Genomic DNA, 20,742 nt, shown 5'->3' on the forward strand with positions numbered 1-20,742 from the left:
CGTTCCGGTGGGCGCGGCTACGATCCGGCGCATGACTCCCGCGAACGCGTCGAATCCGTCACCGGCCACCAGCGAGAACGGGTCGAAGCGGTCGAGCGCGCGGTCCACCAGGACCGCGACGCTCGCCGAGATCGCCCGCGAGGCCGGAGTGTCGGCTCCGACTGTTTCGAAGGTGCTCAACGGCCGCGCCGACGTCGCCCCGGCGACCCGCACCCGCGTCGAGGAACTGCTGCGCGACTACGGATACCGGCGGCGCAGGGCCGAGGCGACCAGGTCGCCCCTCATCGACCTGGTCTTCCACGAGCTGGAGAGCGCCTGGGCGATGGAGGTCATACGCGGGGTCGAGAACGTCGCCCGGGACGAGGGGCTGAGCGTGGTGCTGTCCGAGAGCGCCGGCCGGCTGAGCCCCGGCCGCACCTGGGCCGACCAGGTCGCGGCGCGCCGCCCGTACGGGGTGATCCTCGTGCTGTCCGGGCTCGACGAGTCCGGGCGGGCGCTGCTGACCAGCAGATCCGTCCCGTTCGTCGTGATGGACCCGGCCGGTGACCCGGGCGACGACGTGCCGTCCATCGGCGCCACCAACTGGCACGGCGGGCTCGCGGCCACACGCCATCTGATCGAACTCGGCCACACCCGCATCGGCGCGATCACCGGGCCCTCGCGGATGATGTGCAGCCGCGCCCGGGTCGACGGCTACCGGGCCGCGCTGGAGACGGCCGGGCTGCCCGTCGACCCCGCCCTGATCCGCCCCGGCAACTTCCATCACGACAGCGGCTACCGGGCCGGGCTCGACCTCCTGCGCGGGCCCGACCGGCCCACGGCCGTCTTCGCCGGGAACGACCTCCAGGCGCTCGGCCTCTACGAGGCGGCCCGCGAGCTGGGGCTGCGCGTTCCCGAGGACCTCAGCGTCGTCGGCTTCGACGATCTGCCGGTGGCGCGCTGGGTGGGGCCGCCCCTGACGACCGTACGGCAGCCGCTGACGGAGATGGCCGAGGCGGCGGCGAAGCTGGTGCTCGAACTGGGCCGTCAGGAACGGCCGTCGGCCGGAACGCGGATGGAACTGGCGACGAGCCTGGTCGTCCGCAGCAGCACGGGGGCGCCTCCGGCGTGAGCGGTGTGGCCGCAGTTCGGCATGGGGTGAAGGTGGCCGGATCGGCTCGAAGTTGGCTCAGGGACCATGTTGACGGGTGGGGCATCCGCCTCCACACTCCTGCGAAGTCAATCGGTTGTACGACCGAAACTTTCGGAGGCACCCGCCATGAGAACCTCCAGAACCCGCCCCTTACGCCGTCGCGTCGCCGCGCTGTTGGCCGGAGTCGTGACCGTGGGCGCCCTGCTCGCGGCCGGCACGACGGCGCACGCAGCCGACACCCCGCTGCGCGATCTCGCCGCCGCCAAGGGAAAGGCCATCGGCACCGCCGTCACCGGCTCCAAGCTGACGGGGACGTACGGCGACCTCGCCGGGGCCCAGTTCAACTCGCTGACGCCGGGCAACGCCATGAAGTGGGGCACCGTCGAGCCCACCCGGGGCAGCTTCAACTGGTCCGAGGCCGACCAGATCGTCGCGTTCGCGCAGGCCCACAACCAGCAGGTGCGCGGCCACACCCTCGTCTGGCACAGCCAGAACCCGAGCTGGCTGACGAACGGCACCTGGACGACCGCCGAGCTGAGCGGTCTGCTCCAGGACCACATCACCACCGAAGTCACCCGCTACAAAGGCAAGTTGGCCGCCTGGGACGTGGTCAACGAGCCCTTCAACGAGGACGGCACCTATCGCTCGACCCTCTGGTACAACGGCCTCGGCGCCGACTACATCGCCCAGGCGCTGACCTGGGCGCACGCCGCCGACCCGAGCGCCAAGCTCTACATCAACGACTACAACGTCGAGGGCGTCAACGCGAAGAGCACCGCCCTCTACAACCTGGTCAAGTCCCTCAAGGCTCGCGGCGTCCCGATCGACGGCGTCGGCCTCCAGGCCCACCTCATCCTCGGCCAGGTTCCCGGCACCCTCCAGCAGAACATCCAGCGCTTCGCCGACCTCGGTGTCGACGTCGCGATCACGGAGCTGGACATCCGGATGCAACTCCCCTCCGACAGCACCAAATTGGCGCAGCAGGCCGCCGACTACAAGGCGGTGTTCGACGCCTGCGTCGCGGTGACCCGTTGCTACGGCGTGACCGTCTGGGGCTTCACCGACTCCGACTCCTGGATCCCGGACGTCTTCTCGGGCTACGGCGCGGCGACACCGTACGACGAGAACTACGCTCCCAAACCGGCGTACTACGCCATCGCGACCTCGCTCGGCGGCGGAACCTCGACACCGCCGCCCACGGGCGCGTGCACGGCGACGTACAGCGTCCAGAGCCAGTGGAACACCGGGTTCACGGGGCAGGTGCGCATCGCGTGCTCCGGGGCGGCGCTGGCTTCGTGGAAGGTGAACTGGACGTACGGAGCGGGCCAGCGGATCACCCAGACCTGGAACGCGACCTGCACGCAGACCGGCACGGCGGTGAGTTGTGCCAACGTCTCCTACAACGGGACCGTTCCGGACGGCGGTTCGGTGACCTTCGGGTTCAACTCCTCCTGGAGCGGCAGCAATCCGGTGCCGACAGTGACGCTGGGCTGAGGTCGGGCCGGGGTTGTACGGGGGCCGGTGTGAGGTCGTTCTGAGAAGCGTGAGAGTTTTCGAAGAAACGTCACATCGAACCTCCGCTCGTAATATTTCGGACTTACGTTCCTCCTCGTGACGGGACACAAAGAGGGCGGGGACGGGGTCGGGCCGGTGGGCCGACGGTCGCGGGTACTGAAGGCCGTCGGCCTCACCCTGGCGGGAGTGCTGGTGCTGGGCATCGGCACGGCGGGCTGGGCCTACTGGCATCTGAACCGGAACATCAAGAGCGTCGACATCGACAGTGCCCTCGGCGACGACCGCCCGGTGAAGGCCGTGTCGACACCCTCGTCCCCGGCATCCGCCTCCCCGCTGCCCAGCGGCGCCCTCAACATCCTGGTCCTCGGCTCCGACTCGCGCAGCGGCAAGGCGAACGCGAAGCTCGGCGGGGGTGACAGCTCCGGTGCGCGTTCCGACACGGCGATGGTCGTGCACATCGACGCCGGACGCACCCGGGCGACCGTGGTGAGCATCCCCCGGGACACCCTGGTGACCCGGCCGGCCTGCCACACCTCCTCCGGGGGGACCACGGCGGTGGCGTACGACGCGATGTTCAACAGCGCCTATTCGATCGGCGGTCCGGTCTGCGCGGTGAAGACGGTCGAGTCCCTGACCGATGTCCGTATGGACCACTACATCGAGATCGACTTCTCCGGCTTCGCGACCCTCGTGGACGCGCTCGGCGGTGTCACGGTCACCACGGACGACGACATCGACGACGACAAGAGCCATCTGCACCTCGCCGCGGGCGAGCACCACCTCGACGGCACGCAGGCCCTCGCCCTCGCCCGCACCCGGCACGGCATAGGCGACGGCAGCGACCTGGGCCGCATAGGTCTCCAGCAGAAGCTCGTCAAAGCCCTGCTGGCGCAGATCTCGTCGGCCGGCCTGCTCACCGAACCGGTCAAGCTCTACAACGTGGCGAACGCGGTGACCGGCAGCCTGACGACGGACACCGGGCTGGACTCGCTCGGCGAGTTGACGAAGCTCGGCCAGAGCCTCAAGTCCCTCTCCTCCGACGAGGTCACGACGGTGATGATGCCGGTGGTGACGGCCCCCTCGGACCACAACCGGGTGATCGCGAACGAGCCGGAGGCGAGCGATCTGTGGGCCTCGCTCAAATGAACGAGGAGAAGGTCCTCGGGACTTGAGCTTCGGGGTTCGGGATTCGAGCCTCTTTTGTATGGAATGGGTGGGAGGTTCAACCCACCCACCCTCCCTTGCCGGCGGCCGAAGTGGCGTCCGGGCCAGGGGATATGACTTTTCGTGATCAGGTCGCGGCGGAGCGTGGCGGACGTGTAGCGTGCGCCGCGAAAGCATCGACCCCCGTGGGTGTTGGAGCACCACGCGGGGGTCTGACCAAGCAGATCGAAAGAGAGTCGATCCATGGCTGTCACTCAGCCTAGTGCTGCCCTGCGCCCGTCCGCCCATCCCCTCGCCAATCCGGGGTACGGAAAACGATCGGCGCCCGACCAAACCCCACGGACGGGTCGGGACTTCGTACATCTGCCCACCCGCGAGGCGTCGATCGCGACGTACATCGACCGGCTCGCCGACGAGTCGGACCTCTCCATCAAGACCCTCGCCAAGCACCTCCCGTACGGCCAGTGCGCCCTCTCCACCGCCCTCAACAACCTCTCCGCGGCAGGCCATTTGCGCCGCGTACGCCGCCCGGTCACCGTCGACGGCTGCCCCCGCTGGGTCTGGCACACCTTCTTCTCGCGCACCGCTCACGACGACGCCTGGTGGAATTCCTTCCTCGCCGGGGAGGCGCCCGTGACCGAGCGGCCCCCGGCGCAGGCGGCGCGCTCGACGGCGTACGGCGTGCTGGCCCGGCTCGGCCGGATCGACGCCCGGCTGACGCTGTCGGCGGGGGAGTGCGCGGCGCTGGAGGAGGCGGCCGCCGAGTGGTTCGCGCGGGGCGCGGGTGAGCCACAGCTCGTCCAGGCGCTGACGGCGGGGCTCCCCGAGCCCGTGGCGCACGCGTACGGCTTCGTACGCGCCCGGCTTCGCGCCAAGCTGCCCCCGCCGCCCGAGCCGCAGCCACCGGCGCCCCGTTACGAAGTGGTGTGCACGGCGTGCGGGGAGCCGGGCGGGGACGGTGTCGAGCTGCGGGGCGGCTTGTGCGGGGTGTGCCGGGGCGGGCGGCCCGCCCTCGCGGCTCATGAAGTGCGGGCCCATGTCGGACGGCTGCGCGCCGCTCTGCGTACCGGGACCCGCACGGAGAAGACCACGGAGAAAGCGGAGAAGGGAGCAGGCACATGACGACCTTGCAGCACGGTCCGCCCGTGACCGGGGCAGGATGGAGGGGAGGAGGCGACGCCATGACCCGCAGTCCCAGCACAGCCGACCGGCCCCAGATGCTCGTCGAGGAGTTCGAAGAACTCGCCCGCAACGCGCCTGAGCTGGTGCGGCTGGAGTTCATCAACGGAAAGGTCGTGGTCAAGCCCGTGCCGGACGGTAACCACAATGAGGTCATCGCCTGGCTTCAGCAGGTCTGTATGCAGCACCGGCCCGATCTCTGGCTGTACGGAGAGCAGGGCCTGAAGGTCGAGGAGTACCGCAACGGACGGGCGAAGGCGGACGGCGTCCTGGCACCCCGTCGGCACTTCGTCGGGACGCGTGAGTGGGCGGATCCGGACGGTGTCCTGATGGCGGTCGAGGTCACTTCGCACGACGGGGACGCTGTTCGGCGGGACCACATCGACAAGCCGGACGGTTACGCCGCCGCGGGCATCCCCGTCTATGTCCTGATCGACAGGCAGGCGGGCAGCGTGATTGTCCACGCAGAGCCCGAGGGCGGTCGGTACCGCTGCATCACGACCCGTCCATACGGTACAGCCGTCGAACTGCCGGATCCCGTCGGTTTCACCCTGGAGACCGCTGAGCTCAAGGACTTCGCCGACTGACCCGACTCCCCCGATTGATCCGTCCGGGCCCGCCCGAAGAAAGAAATCAAAGAAATCCGGGGACCGTGTCGAAACAGGTGTCTCCCGTTCGACGCACGGGTGAGAGGCAGGGAGAAGCCCCGCCTCCGAGGCAACACAGACACGAGGAGTCACCATGCCCCGCTACCTTTCGCTCGTCCAGATCGACGAGAGCACCGCGCCCGCCGAGGGTCCCAGCCCCGAGCTGATGCAGCGGATGGGCGAGCTCATCGAGGAGATCACCAAGGCGGGGGTCATGCTGGAGACCGACGGCCTGACGCCCACCGCGCAGGGCAAGCGCGTCCACTGGTCGGGTGGGCAGCTGTCCGTCACCGACGGGCCCTTCACCGAGTCCAAGGAGGTCGTCGGTGGCTACGCGATCATGCAGTGCAAGGACATGGCCGAGGCCGTGGAGTGGACCAAGCGCTTCCTGAAGACGCACGAGGAGTTCTGGACGGTCACCTGCGAGGTGCGGGAGATCGCCGGGGGCTGAGGCTCTCCTCGGACCGCTCGGCCCACATGGACCGCTCGGCCCACATGGACCGCTCGGCCCCCATGGACGTAGTGGTCCCATGGACCGAGTGGTCCCTCGACGTGAGCGGTCTCCTTGGTCCGACGCCGCCGCGGGTGTCTGATGGTGCTGTGGAACAGCAGCCCGGCCGAACCCCCGCCGGCGGCGTCGACACGGCCGTCGAGACCATCTTCCGTATCGAGTCCCCCCGCATCATCGCGGGCGTCGCCCGGATCGTCCGTGACGTCGGCATCGCCGAGGAACTCGCCCAGGACGCCCTGGTCGCGGCGCTGGAGCAGTGGCCGCGGGACGGTGTGCCGGACAACCCGGGCGCCTGGCTGACGGCCACGGCCAAGCACCGGGCGATCGACCTCGTCCGCCGCCGGGAGCGCTACGCGCGCAAGCTGGCGGAGGTCGGGCGGGACCTGTCGCTGTCGGCGCCGCACCACGTCGACGAACCCGCCGATCCGGACGACATCGACGACGACCTGCTCCGGCTGGTCTTCACCGCCTGTCACCCCGTCCTGTCCGCCGAGGCCCGCATCGCGCTGACCCTGCGGCTCCTCGGCGGCCTGACGACGTCCGAGACCGCCCGCGCCTTCCTCGTCCCGGAGGCGACGATCGCCCAGCGCATCGTGCGGGCCAAGCGGACGCTGGCGACGAAGGGGGTCGCCTTCGAGGTTCCGTACGGCCCTGACCGCGAAGCCCGGCTCGGGTCCGTACTGGAGGTCATCTACCTCATTTTCAACGAGGGGTACGCGGCCACGGCCGGCGACGACCTGCTCCGTCCGGCGCTGTGCGAGGACGCGCTCCGGCTGGCCCGGGTGCTCGCCGAGCTGATGCCCAAGGAACCCGAGGTGCACGGTCTGACCGCGCTGCTGGAGCTCCAGGAGTCCCGGGCGGCCGCCCGCACCGGGCCCGATGGCGAACCCGTCCTCCTCAAGGACCAGAACCGCCGCCGCTGGAACCGCATGCTGATCCGGCGGGGCTTCACCGCCCTCGGCCGTGCCAACGCCGTCGCCACCGGCAGCCCGGGGCCGTACGCCCTCCAGGCCGCCATCGCCGCCTGCCACGCGCAGGCCCACACCTACGAGGACACGGACTGGCGGCGGATCGCCACCCTGTACGGCCTGCTGGCGGCCCGCACCCCCTCCCCGGTCGTCGAACTGAACCGCGCGGTGGCCGTCTCCATGGCCGACGGACCCGGCCCCGCCCTGGAGATCGTCGATGCCCTCGCCGGCGAACCCGCCCTGCGCGACTACCACTTGCTGCCCAGCGTGCGCGGTGACCTGCTCGCGCGGCTGGGACGTACGGCGCAGGCGCGGGCGGAGTTCGAGCGGGCGGCGGCGCTGGCGCGCAACGAACGGGAGCGCGAGCTGCTGACGGCACGGGCCCGTGAGCTGCGGACTTCGTGAAGTTCCCGTTCGGTAACACCGTTCCCAACGTGATCAGCAAGGGCTTACAGTGGCGCCGCTGCCGTACACGGGAATGACGCTCTCCGTTCACCCCGTAGGCCCCCGCGAGGCGTGGCCCGGCAGCCCATCGCGCCTACCTGGGGGTACACCCATGAAAATCTCCGCGCGCCACAGACTCGTGGCGCTCACCGCGGTGACGGCCCTGGCCGCCGGCACCGCGATCGCGCTGGCACCGGGCGCGTCGGCCGACGTCGCCGGGTGGCCCGCGACCGACGGCATGCTCACCGGGGTCATGGAAGAGACGATCTCGACGATGAGCGTGGACGGATCCGCGCCGCCCGTCGAACGGCTCGACAGCGCCGACCAGCCGTCCTGGTCGCCGGACGGCAGCCGGATGGCCTACGTCAACACCCGGACCGGCCGCGTCAACGTAGTCCGCTACGACTTCAAGGGCCCCGTGGAGCTCCCGGTCAAAACGGACAACACGATCCTCGCCGCCGATCCGACCTTCTGGTACAGCGGCCGTTCCGTGGTCTTCTCCCTCAACGGCAGGCTGCAGTCCGCGGCGTCCGACGGCTCCACGTACCAGAGGCACCTCTTCGCCACCGCGCAGGAGGGCTGCGACACCCAGCCCAGTGGATCCGTGGGCGGCAAGCTGGTGTTCATCCGCTCGGGCAGCACGTGCAGCGGCGACATCCGCTACGGCGCCGTGTGGCTGTACGACGGTGCGAACGGCTCCTTCAAGCAGCTGGTGGCGGGCAAGGTCACCGACCCGTCCCTCTCCCCGGACGGTACGAAGATCGCGTACGTCTCGGCCGGGAAGCTCTACACCGCCAACGCCGACGGTACCGGCGTGACGCGCCGGCTCCCCGACGAGACCGGCAACGTCTACAACCCCGCCTGGTCGCCGGACGGGACGCGGCTGGCGTACGACGTCGTGAAGGCCTCGATGGACTGGGAGGACCGCGTCCTCGACCTCGCCACGGGGACCGAGAAGGTCATCTACGACGGGCCCACCGCGGTCAGGGGGTCTTTGGCCTGGCAGCCGCTGCGCAAGAACACCCTCGCCCGCGTCTGGGGCGCCGACGTCTACGGCAGCAACATCGCCGCGTCCCGCTGGACCTGGAACACGGTCGGCAAGAGCGAGCCGGGTCTGATGAACGCCTCGTCCGCCGTGCTGGTCTCCCAGAGCAGCCAGCCGTACGCGCTGACGGCCCCCGCCCTCGCGGGCAAGAAGCACGGCCCGGTCCTGCTGACCCCGGGCACCTCGCTGTCGACGTCCGTCCAGAACGAGCTCAAGCGGACCCTCAAGCGGGGCGCGAGCGTCTACCTCGTCGGCGGCACGTCGGTCCTCAGCGGCTCCGTCTCCTCGAAGGTCTCCGCGCTCGGTTTCGTGCCGAAGCGGCTGGCGGGCACCTCCCGCTACTCGACCTCGGTCGCCGTCGCCAAGTCGATCACCAGCACGCCGGACTACGTCTTCATCGCGACCGGCACCGACTACCACTCGGCGCTCGCCGCCGCGTCGGCCGCGGGCGCGGACGGGACGAACGGCAAGGCCGTCGTCGTGCTCAACGAGGGCAACACGCTGAGCCCGTCCGTGAAGTCGTACCTCAACAGCCTCGACCCGCGTGACACCGAAATGATCACGGTCGGCGGTTCGGCCAAGTACGCGCTGACGCACACCGGGTTCTCCAACTGGCCCGCTTCGTACTCCTATTACCCGGTCACGGCGAGCACCAACGCGGGCACCGCGGCCGCCCTCGCCCGCTTCTGGTGGGGCGGTCCGGGCAGCGTGGCCCTGGCCTCCACCGACAGCTGGCTCGGTGGCACCTCGGCCGCGGCGGCGATGAACGTGTTCGGCCCGCTGCTGTGGACGGACGTCGCCGGCCTCTCCGCCGAGACCAAGTCCTACCTGGTCAACGGCGCCGCGAACATCAACACCGTGGCCGCGTTCGGCGGCACCGGCTCGGTGTCGACGGCGGCGCTGAACTCCGCGGGCGCGGCGATCAGCGCGAGCAGCACCCAGTGGACGTACAAGGCGTACTACAACGGCGTTGCGCCGATGGCGAGTTCGTACTCCTCGGCCGGATCGCCCGTGGGTGCTCCGGCGGCGCGGACCGGATCGGAGCCGCGGTCCGTCGACGAGCCGGACCTGTCCCCCCTCAAGACGGTCCACCACCAGTAGGCGGTTGCGCGGGTGCCCCGACGAGCATGGTCGGGGCACCCGCCACCCGGGTCAGGAAGACCGTCGCGGACCGTGGGCCGTGCGGCTTCACCTTCCGGCGCAGCTCCTCCGGCTCGACGGCCGACCCGCGCTTCTTCACGGTCAGGACGCCGACCTCCCGCTCCCGGAGCAGCGCCTTCAACTTCTTCATGTTGAAGTGCAGTTGATCGGTGATCTCGTAGGCGGCGGCGTACGGTGTCGGGCGCAGTTCGTCCGCGGTGACGTAGGCGATCGTCTCGTCGACCAGCCCGCCGTCCAGGTCCTCGGCCACCTCGGCGACCAGGTGTGCGCGGATGACGGCGCCGTCCGGCTCGTACAGATAGCGTCCTACCGCTCGCACCGCCGGATCCGGCAGTCCGCGTCCGCGCAGCTCGCGGGGGCCGGGCAGCAGGGTGGCGCGCACCAGGCCCGGTTCGGTGCCGAACCACAGCACCGCCTCCTTCACGTCGCCGCCGTCCGAGATCCACTCGGCCTCCGCCTCGGCGGGGATCGCCTCGTGCGGGATGCCGGGGGCGATCTTCAGCGCGGCGATCGGAGCCCGCAGGGCCGCCCCGACGGCCCAGGACAGTGGCGGCGAGTACGCCTCCGGGTCGAAGATCCGGCCCCGGCCACCCCGGCGCGCCGGGTCCACGAAGACCGCGTCGTACGACGCGGTGTCCACCTGTGTCACATCCGTCTCGCGCACCTCGATCAGGTCCGCGAGTCCCAGCGCGTCGGCGTTCGCGCGGGCGGCGGCGGCCGTCAGCGGATCGCGGTCGACGGCGAGGACGCGGATCCCGGCGCGGGCCAGCGCGATGGCGTCGCCGCCGATGCCGCAGCAGAGGTCGGCGACGGAGCGGACCCCCAGCGCGCGCAGCCGCTCGGCGCGGTGCGCCGCCACGGTGGTCCGGGTGGACTGCTCGACCCCGTTGGGGGTGAAGAACATGCGTCCGGCGTCCTCGGCTCCGAACTTCGCCGCCGCCCGCTGCCGCAGCCGTGCCTGTCCGAGGGCCGCCGAGACCAGTTCGGCGGGGTGCTCGCGGCGCAGCCGGGTGGCGACGGCCAGTTCCTGTGCCGGTTCGGTGGCGCGGACCTCGTCGAGCAGGGCGCGGCCCTCGTCGGTGAGGAGGGGGGCGAAGGAGACGTCGTTCACCCGGCCATTGTGGGCCAGTCGGTGGACGGTGTGCTTCCGGCGGCGGTGTCGGGGCCTTCGCCGGGGCCGTGACCTGGGAGGATCCGGCTCCATGCGACCCGTACGACAAAATGATAAAAACGGCGCAAACGGGGCCGGTGTGCGCTGGGGGGTGGGCGTGCTCGCCCTCGCCCTCCTCCTCTCCGGCTGTGCCGGGACCGGCGCGGGCGCGGGTGCCGACACCGCCGAACCGGTTCACGGCGGGCTGGGCGCCGCCGGGCCCGCCCACGGGCCGCGGGCCGGACTCGGGGAGCCCGCCGCCCGCGCCCTCGCCGCGTACGCCTCCCGGCTCCGCTCGACGCAGGCCCGCAGCGCCGCTGTCGCCAGGCGCTGGGGGCTGGCCGAGGTGCCGCTGGCACCCCCGGCGCCGCCCGCCAGGAAGCCGGTCATCGAGGCCCGCGAGGGCTTCGAGGTGGACGACCAGGAGGAGCTGGGGCTGCCGCCCGTCTTCACGACCGTCCCCACCAAGGACAAGGTCGTCTTCCTCACCGTCGACGACGGCGAGGAGAAGGACCCCGCGTTCCTGCGGATGATGAGCGACCTGAGGATCCCGTACACCGCCTTCCTCAGCGACTACCTCGTCAAGGACGACTACGGGTACTTCCGGAAGATGCGCGACCGCGGCATCACGCTCGACAACCACACGCTGCACCACCCCTACATGCCCGCACTCTCCTACGCGCGCCAGAAGCACGAGATCTGCGGCATGCAGGACGTGATGGAGAAGCAGTTCGGCAGGCGCCCGACCGTCTTCCGCCCGCCGTACGGCAACTACGACCAGGACACCCTGCGCGCCGCGAAGTCCTGCGGCATCAAGTACGCGCCCATCTGGAACGAGGAGGTCTTCGTCGACCACTGGGAGTACCGCGAGGAGGACCAGGACCTGCACCCCGGCGACATCGTCCTCACCCATTTCCAGGGCCGCGAGGAATGGAAGGGCACCATGCCCGACATGGTCCGCCGATTCCTGAGGACGGTCACCGCCAAGGGGTACGCGGTCGCACGCCTGGAGGACTACCTGTGAGGCTGCGGGTGCCGGCCGCCGGGCTGCTCGTGGCGGCACTGCTCAGCGGCTGCGCGCAGTCCGTCGACCCCATCGAGCGACTCGGCAAGAAGGCGGCCCAGGGGGTGCGTCCACAGGAGTCGGCGTACCGCCGCTGGGGTCTGGCCGCCCCGCTCTCCCCGGCGCCGAAGGTGGCCGCCCGGACCGCCGCGCGCACCGCGGGTCCGGGACTCCCGCCCGTCGTGGACCAGGTGCGCACCCGCGACAAGGTGGTCTTCCTGACGTACGACGACGGGGCGGAGCGCGATCCCCGGTTCGTCGACATGGTCCGCGAACTGCGGCTGCCGGTCAGCATGTTCCTCACGGACAGCGTCGTCGGGCCGGGATACGGGCACTTCGCCCGGCTGCGCGCGGTCGGCGCGAGCGTCCAGAACCACACTCTCGACCACGCGTCCCTGCGGGGTCTGCCCTACGCCGGTCAGCGTGCCGAGATCTGCGGACAGCAGGACAAGCTCAGACGGCGCTTCGGTGTCCGGCCCCGGCTGCTGCGGCCCCCGTACGGCAGGTTCGACGAGACCACCCTGCGCGCCGCCGCCGACTGCGGGGTCGCCGCGATCGTCCTCGGCCGGGCGGCCGACGCGCACCGGCTCCGGCCGGGCGACATCCTCACCGGCTTCGGCGAACCGAATCTCACGGACGCCACGCTCCGGCTGCTCCGCCGGATCCAGCGGGAGGGCTTCACTCCGGCGCGGCTGGAGAACTACCTCTGACCAGGAGGCGGCTGGAGAGCCACCTCCAGGAACCCGCCGTTCGGCCGGCGGGCGACTTTCAGGGGGTCACCGTTCGGTGCGGCTGGAGCGCGACGTTCAGGAGCCCGCCTTCCGGCGCGGCCGGAGAGCCACCTCCAGGGGGCCGCCGTTCGGTGCCGTCCGGCGCCGTTCGGGCCACGCCACGCCCACGCCTTTGGCACTCCGCTTGACCGAGTGCTAATCGCAGTCATAGTCTCAGGTCTGGCACTCCCCCCTGGAGAGTGCCAATAGCGACAGGCAGGTCCGGCACCCGCGACGACGGATCCACCTGGTCGCCACCTCAGACAGTTAACCCCGTGAGATCTCCGAAGGGGGAGGTCGGATCGTGACGACCACCAGCTCCAAGGTTGCCATCAAGCCGCTCGAGGACCGCATTGTGGTCCAGCCGCTCGACGCCGAGCAGACCACGGCCTCTGGCCTGGTCATCCCGGACACGGCCAAGGAGAAGCCCCAGGAGGGCGTCGTCCTTGCCGTGGGTCCGGGTCGCTTCGAGGACGGTAACCGTCTTCCGCTCGACGTCACCGTCGGCGACGTCGTGCTCTACAGCAAGTACGGCGGCACCGAGGTGAAGTACAACGGCGAGGAGTACCTCGTCCTCTCGGCCCGCGACGTGCTCGCGATCATCGAGAAGTAATTCACCTGGTAAGGGAGTTCGGGGTCAGTCCCCGGACAACCCCGCACCAAGCATTGCAGTGAACTGCGCCCCTGGCCCCCGCTACCTATATGAACCGGGCGCTGGGGGCGCCGTTCGTTTCTCCCAAGTTTTCCGAGAGGGCTGAACCGCTCCCATGGCGAAGATCCTGAAGTTCGACGAGGACGCCCGTCGCGCCCTTGAGCGCGGCGTCAACAAGCTTGCCGACACGGTGAAGGTGACGATCGGCCCCAAGGGCCGCAACGTCGTCATCGACAAGAAGTTCGGCGCCCCCACCATCACCAACGACGGCGTGACCATCGCCCGCGAGGTCGAGCTCGACGACCCGTTCGAGAACCTCGGCGCGCAGCTGGTGAAGGAGGTGGCGACCAAGACCAACGACATCGCGGGTGACGGTACGACCACCGCCACCGTGCTGGCCCAGGCGCTCGTCCGCGAGGGCCTGCGCAACGTCGCCGCCGGCGCGTCGCCCGCCCTCCTGAAGAAGGGCATCGACGCCGCGGTCAAGGCCGTCTCCGAGGAGCTCCTCGCGACGGCCCGCCCGATCGACGACAAGTCCGACATCGCCGCCGTGGCCGGGCTCTCCGCCCAGGACAGCCAGGTCGGCGAGCTCATCGCCGAGGCGATGGACAAGGTCGGCAAGGACGGTGTCATCACCGTCGAGGAGTCCAACACCTTCGGTCTGGAGCTGGACTTCACCGAGGGCATGGCCTTCGACAAGGGCTACCTGTCCCCGTACATGGTGTCCGACCAGGAGCGTATGGAGGCCGTCCTCGACGACCCGTACATCCTCATCCACCAGGGCAAGATCAGCTCCATCCAGGACCTGCTGCCGCTGCTGGAGAAGGTCATCCAGTCGAACGCCTCCAAGCCGCTGCTGATCATCGCCGAGGACGTCGAGGGCGAGGCCCTGTCGACCCTGGTCGTGAACAAGATCCGCGGCACGTTCAACGCCGTCGCCGTGAAGGCCCCCGGCTTCGGTGACCGCCGCAAGGCCATGCTCGGCGACATCGCCACCCTCACCGGTGGTCAGGTCATCGCCGAGGAGGTCGGCCTCAAGCTCGACCAGGTCGGCCTGGACGTGCTGGGCAGCGCCCGCCGCGTGACCGTCACCAAGGACGACACCACGATCGTCGACGGTGGCGGCAGCTCCGACGAGGTCCTCGGCCGCGTCAACCAGATCAAGGCCGAGATCGAGAACACCGACTCCGACTGGGACCGCGAGAAGCTCCAGGAGCGCCTCGCGAAGCTGGCCGGCGGCGTGTGCGTGATCAAGGTCGGCGCCGCCACCGAGGTGGAGCTCAAGGAGAAGAAGCACCGTCTGGAGGACGCCATCTCCGCGACCCGCGCCGCGGTCGAGGAGGGCATCGTCTCCGGTGGTGGCTCCGCGCTCGTCCACGCCGTGAAGGTCCTCGAGGGCAACCTCGGCAAGACCGGCGACGAGGCCACGGGTGTCGCGGTCGTCCGCAAGGCCGCCGTCGAGCCGCTGCGCTGGATCGCCGAGAACTCCGGCCTTGAGGGTTACGTCATCACCTCGAAGGTCGCCGAGCTCGACAAGGGCCAGGGCTTCAACGCCGCCACCGGTGAGTACGGCGACCTGGTCAAGGCCGGCGTCATCGACCCGGTCAAGGTCACCCGCTCCGCCCTGGAGAACGCCGCCTCCATCGCCTCCCTGCTCCTCACGACCGAGACCCTGGTCGTCGAGAAGCCGGCCGAGGACGAGGGCGACGCCGGTCACGGCGGCCACGGGCACTCCCACTGAGTACACACCAGTGGGTCATGAGCCGGCACTGACGTCTCTCACCGGGGATGTTGTCTGCTGAATCGGGCCCGACAGCACGTCGCCCCGCCGCTTGCGGCGGGGCGACGTGCTGTTTGAGCGGGCGGATGTACACCGGGCGGGCGGCTGGAGTCGAGGCGGTTGTTCCCGACGTCCGCAGCGGCCGAGGCCTGAATCGATCGACGGTCAAGAGCCTCACCCTGCGAACCGGCGAGGTGCTCGACGTGACAGAGGACGTGACCGGGGCCGGTGCGATTACGGTCGACGTCTCCATCGTGAAGTGGGCGCCGGACGCGATCAACAGCAGACCGGGTGTCGTCGTGGCAACGGCAGGTTCGTGAAGTAGTCACGGTGTGCGTCCGGCCCGGGTGCCGGTCCGGGCCGGACGGCCCTTCGGGGCCACGGAGAGCACCGCCCACACGACTTTGCCGGGCGCGGCCGGTGTGCCGGGCCGGGGAGCGACGCCCCAGTTCTCGGCCAGCGCCGCCACGATGGCCAGGCCACGCCCGCCGTCCGTGAGCGGTCGGCCGTCCAGGAGTGGCTCCTGAACCGGCAGCCGCTCCCCGCGTACGTCGGTGACCTCCACGCGGACGTGCCCCGTGCCGTCGTCCCGGCTGAGCCGCAGCTCGGCGTCACGGCCGGGGACCCGGCTGTGGGTGACGGCGTTCGCGGCCAGCTCGGCGACGATCAGCTCCACGGTGTCGTGCAGCGGGCTGCCGTAGGCCCAGCCCCAGAGATCCATCTGGTGGGAGGCGAGACGGCGGGCCAAGCGGGCGCCCCGAGGGGTGGCGCTGAAGCGGAGGACGAAGGCGGTCATGACTCGAAGATCGCGCCTCTGGGGAGGCTCTGACCAGGTATGACGCCCCTACAGAGGGCATCTGTAGGGGTGAGGCGGCGCTGCGTGGCGGGTCCGGCCGCGTTCGTGCGGATGGCGGCAGCCGCTGATGTGATGAGGGGGGTGTCCGACTCCGGGGAGGCACCGGGCGTCGGCATCGGCCGGGTACACGTCGGGCTCTCCGGACTGGTACCGGATCCTTGTACCGGTCGAGTGGTACCGTGGTTCTGTACCACTCCTTGGGAGGACGAGTCCATGGCCATCACCGCCAGCGAGGCCCGAGCCAGACTGTTCCCGCTCATCCAGCAGGTCAACGACGATCACGAGCCGGTCGAGATCACGTCCAAAGGCGGCAACGCCATACTGATGTCGGCTGACGACTTCCGCTCCTGGCAGGAGACCATCTACCTGCTCCGCAGTCCTGTCAACGCCGCCCGCCTCATGGCAGCCGTCGCCGAGGACAAGGCCGCCGAGACACCGCTGATCACCAGGACCCTGGACGAACTGACGGTCCTGGCGGAGGACGGGGAGTGAGGGACGTACGGTTCCGTCCCACCGGATGGGAGGACCTCCTCTACTGGCAGTCCGCCGACAAGAAGCTGTTCGGCAAGCTGGTCCGCCTGACCGGGGAGATCCAGCGCGACCCTTTTACGGGGATCGGCAAGCCCGAACCGCTGAAAGGTGACCTGTCGGGTTACTGGTCACGCCGGATCGACGACGAGCACCGGCTGGTCTACCGGGCCACCGAGAAGGAAATCGTGATCATCAAGGCTCGATACCACTACTGAGATGAAGCCCTGCCCGCACTTTTCAGTAGGTTTCCAGTCGGTCGACGAAGATCTTCGGCTGCTGCGGAATGGGTCCCAGGTGTGTGCCGCCGACGGTGGAGGCCTGGCTTTTGACGCCGTGGGCGGGCACGCCCGAGATGCGGAACGTGCTGGAGGCGACCCAGTCGACATCGTTGCCGACACTGACCTCGACGCTGTAATTGACGGCCTTGTCCGTGTCGTTGTGGACCGTGACCGTCGTGAGGACGCCGTCGTCCACCGGAGTGGCGTCCACTTTCACGTCGCCGTAGTACAGAACCCTGGTCTTTCCGTTCTGCGAGAACGAAGGCGTGGGTTCCGGCTCCTCCGGTGGCGCGGCGGACGTGGCCGGGGCGGATGTCGCACTGGGCTGTGCGGGTTCCGTCACCGGGTGCGGGACGCCGGGAATCCCGCTGTCCTCGCCTCCTGCGCTGCACGCTCCCGTCAGGAGCGCCAGGGCGAGGACGGCGCAGGCTCGGACGCGGACGGATCTGCGGGGTCGAAGGTGCATCGGCGGTGTCAGTCGCATGTACCGACGGCAAGGAGATTGTCGACGACAACGTTGCCGCTCGGTTCCTCCATGTAGGAGTAGGCCCGGCCGCAGTAACCCTTGTTCTGGTAGACGGGGCCGGCGTACTGGGAGTAGGCGCCGAAGTCCTCGGTGTCGGCGGTGGCGGTGTAGTTGTCCTCCAGCCGGACTCCCATGTACCGGGTGTAGCTGCTGACGTACTGCACAAGAAATTCCTCATGGGCTCGGAGTGCGGTCGCGAATGCACCGAATAATGACGTCGGCCTGCATTCCCCCCATCCGCCGAGCAGCCAACGCCCGGCAGCCGCAAGGAAGATCTGGATTCAAAACGTCCAAATCGCGCGCCCCCACGCCTTGCGAACATCGGGAGTCTAGATCAGCTCCAAGATTACGGAAAGGGTTCCGGCGTACAAGATCATGCCCGCCAGGAAAATCCGTCGCCGAGAGCGCTCGGTACGCCCTCTTCGATCCGTGGTGTGTAGCATTTTTCTAATTTGCCGACTTCCTTGCGGACTGTCGGAACGAAGTCGGCGATTTTCAGCCACACGCATCTCCGCTATATGGGTGCGGGATTGCATTTTTAATTGGTGTGAATCGAGACCCGCTAAGCCCATATAGCCGACAGGGTGTCGAGGTTCGATGAGACCCGACCACCACCCGGGCATGCGGCTTTCGGCCGAACTGCGTCGCGGAGATCGCCGATCGGCATCCCGAGCCGTCCGTAGTCCTGCTGGGCAGGGTCGAGGCCGGTGCGGCCGTGAAGGCGAAGGCCGAGGCGTGTCTGCGGGCCGCTCTCGGCGCGACGCGGGCGTGCGGTTGTGGCACTCCAGGCAGCTGCCGAGGGTGCGCGACGGTGGGTTGAAGCGCATTCAGCCGGTGCAGCGCGGGCAGAACGTCTCGTCGCGGACCGGCCGGAACAGGGTCGCCTGCACGTGATGACCCTCGCACTCGCGCAGGGCGGCCAGTCGTGAGGACAGGCCGACGGTGGGGGGCGGCTGTTCCGGGTCGCGTGGAGGCGTGCTGTGCGGGACGGGCGCGAGTGGGGGTACGTCCCGGAGCAGGTGGCGCAGCAGGCCGCCGGGGCGGTGGACGGGGGTGCCGTCGTCGGGGAGGCCGCGGAGGATGTGGGTGCGGATGGCGCTGGGCGGGTGCCCGGCGGCGAGCCAGCGGGCGGTGAGGTCCGTCAACTCCGGGTGCATGGCGCGGGGGATGTGGCGGAGGTCGGGGGAGAGCAGGGGGTAGGCGGCGGCGAGGGCGCGGGCGGCTTCGAGGAGTTCGGGGGTGTGCGGGCTGGGGGCGGTCGTAGGGGTCTGGGGTGCCAGGGGTGCTTGGGGTGTCTCCGGTTTCGGTTTCGGTTCCAGCTCCGGTTCTGTCTCCGGATCCGGTTGCCTGGGGGTTCGGGGGGTCGGCGGGAGGTGTTCTCTCCAGGGTGTTTGTTGGGATGACCGTCGGTGGGCGGGGTGGTCGGTTCGCCGACGGTCGGGAAACGGGGACTCGGTACCACCTGCGGCGACACCCGCTCGGTGGTGGTGCCGACGCCCACGGGAATCCGGGCGAGGAGCTTGGCGGCCTCGGCGGGGCTCAACGGCACACTGGAGACGAGCTGTTGGGTGGCCCACTGGCCACCGGGACCTTGCAGGCGCCGTTCGTGCACGAAGCCCTCGTCCTTCAGCTGGCGCTTGGCGCGGGTGAAGGCGGTTGCTTCGATACGGGCGCGTTCGGCGGTGCGCGAGAGAGGCTCGCGCGCTCCCTCGGGAAGGGAGAGCTGCCAGGTCAGGAGGCGGACCGCGTCGGAGGACAGGCGGGGGTGCCGGATGAGCTCGTGGGAGAACTGGGTGAAGGCGCGCGGGGGCGCGATATGGTGCCTGTAAATCACGGGTGGAGTCGCTTTCCACTGGTGGTTCAGGCCCTCGCGAACGGTTCCAGCCGTTGCGGGGGCCGTATTTTTTGCTGACGGTACAGCACGGAAAGTGTTTGGAAAGGCACATTGAGTGAAGAAAGCTTTCGTGGGGGCTTTCACTCACACGAATCAACTTGCCTGGTTGCGCGCTTGGTTGACGCAGGGTCGTCCTAGCCTGCGGCTACAGAGCGTGGCGGCGGCAGGGGCGAGCGGGATGGACGCGGGTGCGGAACCGGGCTCGGACGTCGAGTTCCTGCGGTGCTTCGGGCGCCAGGTGAAGTTGTTGCGGGAGCTGGCCGGGCTCACCCAGGCGCAGTTGGGGGAGCGGGTCGGGTACGGCGAGGCGCAGATCGCGGCGGTGGAGCAGGGGTGGCGGATTCCGAAGCCCGAGCTGATCGATGCGGTGGATCGAGCGGTGGGGGCTCGGGGGGTGCCGGCGGCCATGAAGGAGGAGGTGGCCAGGGCTCGGTATCCGGGGTTCTTCCGGAAGTTCGTGAGCTACGAGGCCGAGGCAGCCGAGTTGCACGCCTACGACGTGCACTTGGTCAGCCGACCAATGGACTCTGTTCCTGCGGATGGCCGCGCGCGGTTGATGCCGACAGACAGAGCCCGCCGGGCACGGCGATCAACACATCGCACGAGTGCCGAGGCGGGGATATGCGGCAGCCGCTGTGGCTGCGGATGCGAGCCGAACACCTGGAGAGGCCTCCGGTCCCGGCGTCCGGGGTCGGAGGCTTCGCTCCTGGTGGGGGTCCGTGGAAGCCGTTGGATCAGCCCTCCAGCGCGTCCAGCGCGCCGAGCCCGGCCATCAGACCCAGCCGGTCGTACTGCCACCAGCCCTCGACGATCTTTCCGTCCTCCCCGCACCGGAAGATGGTCGCGCCGGTCATGGAGGCCTGCTTCCCGGACGCCGGGATCCCCATGAAGTCGCCCGTGTGCGTGCCGTTCCAGGTCCACCGCGTGCAGACGCGGTCCCCCTCCGTGATCTGGTCCTCGATCGTGAACGCCATGTCGAAGGCGCCGCGCCACATCTCGATCACGCGCCGCACCGCGTCGAGCCCGATGGCGTCCTGATCACGGGAAGGATCGTGGTCGTGATAGCTCTCCGCCATCAGTCCGTTGAGCGGCGGCAGCTCACCCGGGGCCGCCGCCATCTCGAAGAACGCGCGGATGTTCGCCGCGTAGAGCTGCTCGTCCCGCACCACGTCCAGGTCCGTGAACGTCGGAACCCCGTCGCAGAGCGCCACCATCTCCTGGAAGATCGTCTCGGTCTCCGGAAGCTTCGAGTTCCGCATCGCCTCTTCGTACGACGGGAACTCCACGATCTCCACGAAGTGGTTCGCGTCGGAGCGGTCCTTGCCGATGACGCTGTGCGTCGCGGTCCGTGTCCCCTTGGTCTTCTCGACCCATGTGTCCATCAGCTGGTTCATCTCGTCGAACCGACTGGTTTTGCAGTCAATCAGCTGTACGAAAGTCATGCCGCCGCCTCCGGCTCCCCTGGTCCGGTCGAAT

At 69.6% G+C, this 20,742-nt stretch carries 20 protein-coding genes and 1 pseudogene; 15 read left to right on the forward strand and 6 right to left on the reverse strand.

Going from position 1 to position 20,742, the window contains the following annotated elements:
* Nucleotides 1-31 precede the first annotated feature (31 nt).
* The 8 genes from ACFYW8_RS19665 (at nucleotide 32) to ACFYW8_RS19700 (ending at nucleotide 9,706) form a co-directional block, all read left to right on the forward strand.
* Entirely contained in the window at nucleotides 32-1,111 is a 1,080-nt protein-coding gene (locus ACFYW8_RS19665) for a LacI family DNA-binding transcriptional regulator (RefSeq protein ID WP_389076605.1), read from the forward strand.
* Nucleotides 1,112-1,258: 147 nt separating this feature from the next.
* The gene (locus tag ACFYW8_RS19670; protein WP_389076609.1) at nucleotides 1,259-2,626 is read left to right on the forward strand and encodes an endo-1,4-beta-xylanase; all 1,368 of its coding nucleotides are present in this window, start codon (nucleotides 1,259-1,261) and stop codon (nucleotides 2,624-2,626) included.
* Nucleotides 2,627-2,743: 117 nt separating this feature from the next.
* Nucleotides 2,744-3,793 carry an LCP family protein gene (locus ACFYW8_RS19675; RefSeq protein ID WP_389076613.1) on the forward strand — a complete coding sequence of 350 codons (1,050 nt, stop codon included), beginning with the start codon at nucleotides 2,744-2,746 and terminating at the stop codon, nucleotides 3,791-3,793.
* 261 nt (nucleotides 3,794-4,054) lie between these two features.
* Nucleotides 4,055-4,933, forward strand: coding sequence for a hypothetical protein (locus ACFYW8_RS19680; RefSeq protein WP_389076617.1), 879 nt, complete (start codon nucleotides 4,055-4,057; stop codon nucleotides 4,931-4,933).
* Between the two features lie 59 nt (nucleotides 4,934-4,992).
* On the forward strand, nucleotides 4,993-5,577 hold the full coding sequence (locus tag ACFYW8_RS19685) for a Uma2 family endonuclease (protein ID WP_389076621.1): 585 nt from the start codon (nucleotides 4,993-4,995) through the stop codon (nucleotides 5,575-5,577).
* A 154-nt stretch (nucleotides 5,578-5,731) separates the two neighbouring features.
* On the forward strand, nucleotides 5,732-6,088 hold the full coding sequence (locus ACFYW8_RS19690) for a YciI family protein (RefSeq protein ID WP_355844027.1): 357 nt from the start codon (nucleotides 5,732-5,734) through the stop codon (nucleotides 6,086-6,088).
* Between the two features lie 149 nt (nucleotides 6,089-6,237).
* The gene (locus tag ACFYW8_RS19695; RefSeq protein WP_389076628.1) at nucleotides 6,238-7,521 is read left to right on the forward strand and encodes an RNA polymerase sigma factor; all 1,284 of its coding nucleotides are present in this window, start codon (nucleotides 6,238-6,240) and stop codon (nucleotides 7,519-7,521) included.
* A gap of 151 nt (nucleotides 7,522-7,672) precedes the next feature.
* Nucleotides 7,673-9,706 carry a cell wall-binding repeat-containing protein gene (locus ACFYW8_RS19700; RefSeq protein ID WP_389076633.1) on the forward strand — a complete coding sequence of 678 codons (2,034 nt, stop codon included), beginning with the start codon at nucleotides 7,673-7,675 and terminating at the stop codon, nucleotides 9,704-9,706.
* Here the strand turns inward: ACFYW8_RS19700 and ACFYW8_RS19705 are convergent.
* Nucleotides 9,684-10,877 carry a methyltransferase domain-containing protein gene (locus tag ACFYW8_RS19705; RefSeq protein WP_389076638.1) on the reverse strand — a complete coding sequence of 398 codons (1,194 nt, stop codon included), beginning with the start codon at nucleotides 10,875-10,877 and terminating at the stop codon, nucleotides 9,684-9,686. The two genes, ACFYW8_RS19700 and ACFYW8_RS19705, sit on opposite strands and share 23 nt — an antisense overlap.
* Before the next feature lie 91 nt (nucleotides 10,878-10,968).
* Between ACFYW8_RS19705 and ACFYW8_RS19710 the strand changes: the two genes are divergently transcribed.
* The 4 genes from ACFYW8_RS19710 (at nucleotide 10,969) to groL (ending at nucleotide 15,142) form a co-directional block, all read left to right on the forward strand.
* Nucleotides 10,969-11,940, forward strand: a complete 972-nt coding sequence (locus ACFYW8_RS19710; protein ID WP_389076643.1) for a polysaccharide deacetylase family protein — start codon at nucleotides 10,969-10,971, stop codon at nucleotides 11,938-11,940.
* Nucleotides 11,937-12,689: a polysaccharide deacetylase family protein gene (locus ACFYW8_RS19715; RefSeq protein ID WP_389076648.1), complete on the forward strand. Its 753-nt coding sequence runs from the start codon at nucleotides 11,937-11,939 to the stop codon at nucleotides 12,687-12,689. The genes ACFYW8_RS19710 and ACFYW8_RS19715 overlap by 4 nt, the downstream gene beginning before the upstream one ends.
* Before the next feature lie 364 nt (nucleotides 12,690-13,053).
* On the forward strand, nucleotides 13,054-13,362 hold the full coding sequence (gene groES / locus ACFYW8_RS19720; protein ID WP_261705370.1) for a co-chaperone GroES: 309 nt from the start codon (nucleotides 13,054-13,056) through the stop codon (nucleotides 13,360-13,362).
* 154 nt (nucleotides 13,363-13,516) lie between these two features.
* Nucleotides 13,517-15,142 (forward strand): chaperonin GroEL, encoded by a 1,626-nt coding sequence (gene groL, locus ACFYW8_RS19725; RefSeq protein WP_365870825.1) that lies wholly within the window; start codon nucleotides 13,517-13,519, stop codon nucleotides 15,140-15,142.
* 364 nt (nucleotides 15,143-15,506) lie between these two features.
* Here groL and ACFYW8_RS19730 read toward each other — a convergent pair whose 3' ends face one another.
* The gene (locus tag ACFYW8_RS19730; protein WP_389076655.1) at nucleotides 15,507-15,977 is read right to left on the reverse strand and encodes an ATP-binding protein; all 471 of its coding nucleotides are present in this window, start codon (nucleotides 15,975-15,977) and stop codon (nucleotides 15,507-15,509) included.
* Between the two features lie 273 nt (nucleotides 15,978-16,250).
* On the opposite strand from ACFYW8_RS19730, the gene ACFYW8_RS19735 reads away from it, so the two are divergent.
* On the forward strand, nucleotides 16,251-16,529 hold the full coding sequence (locus ACFYW8_RS19735; RefSeq protein WP_389076658.1) for a type II toxin-antitoxin system Phd/YefM family antitoxin: 279 nt from the start codon (nucleotides 16,251-16,253) through the stop codon (nucleotides 16,527-16,529).
* Nucleotides 16,526-16,783 (forward strand): Txe/YoeB family addiction module toxin, encoded by a 258-nt coding sequence (locus ACFYW8_RS19740; RefSeq protein ID WP_389076663.1) that lies wholly within the window; start codon nucleotides 16,526-16,528, stop codon nucleotides 16,781-16,783. The genes ACFYW8_RS19735 and ACFYW8_RS19740 overlap by 4 nt, the downstream gene beginning before the upstream one ends.
* A gap of 22 nt (nucleotides 16,784-16,805) precedes the next feature.
* Here ACFYW8_RS19740 and ACFYW8_RS19745 read toward each other — a convergent pair whose 3' ends face one another.
* The 3 genes from ACFYW8_RS19745 to ACFYW8_RS19755 all read right to left on the reverse strand — a co-directional run bounded on the left by ACFYW8_RS19745 (nucleotide 16,806) and on the right by ACFYW8_RS19755 (nucleotide 18,529).
* Nucleotides 16,806-17,330, reverse strand: coding sequence for a hypothetical protein (locus ACFYW8_RS19745; RefSeq protein ID WP_389076666.1), 525 nt, complete (start codon nucleotides 17,328-17,330; stop codon nucleotides 16,806-16,808).
* Nucleotides 17,321-17,536 (reverse strand): hypothetical protein, encoded by a 216-nt coding sequence (locus ACFYW8_RS19750; protein WP_389076670.1) that lies wholly within the window; start codon nucleotides 17,534-17,536, stop codon nucleotides 17,321-17,323. The genes ACFYW8_RS19745 and ACFYW8_RS19750 overlap by 10 nt, the downstream gene beginning before the upstream one ends.
* Before the next feature lie 663 nt (nucleotides 17,537-18,199).
* Nucleotides 18,200-18,529 (reverse strand): hypothetical protein, encoded by a 330-nt coding sequence (locus ACFYW8_RS19755; RefSeq protein ID WP_389076673.1) that lies wholly within the window; start codon nucleotides 18,527-18,529, stop codon nucleotides 18,200-18,202.
* A gap of 915 nt (nucleotides 18,530-19,444) precedes the next feature.
* On the opposite strand from ACFYW8_RS19755, the pseudogene ACFYW8_RS19760 reads away from it, so the two are divergent.
* Nucleotides 19,445-19,648 (forward strand): annotated as a pseudogene (locus ACFYW8_RS19760) (multiprotein-bridging factor 1 family protein); the annotation flags it as partial.
* Nucleotides 19,649-20,000: 352 nt separating this feature from the next.
* Here the strand turns inward: ACFYW8_RS19760 and ACFYW8_RS19765 are convergent.
* Entirely contained in the window at nucleotides 20,001-20,708 is a 708-nt protein-coding gene (locus tag ACFYW8_RS19765) for an ester cyclase (RefSeq protein ID WP_389076677.1), read from the reverse strand.
* Between the last annotated feature and the right edge of the window lie 34 nt (nucleotides 20,709-20,742).

The sequence above is a fragment of the Streptomyces sp. NPDC002742 genome (assembly GCF_042888885.1).
In the GTDB taxonomy this organism is placed as follows: domain Bacteria; phylum Actinomycetota; class Actinomycetes; order Streptomycetales; family Streptomycetaceae; genus Streptomyces.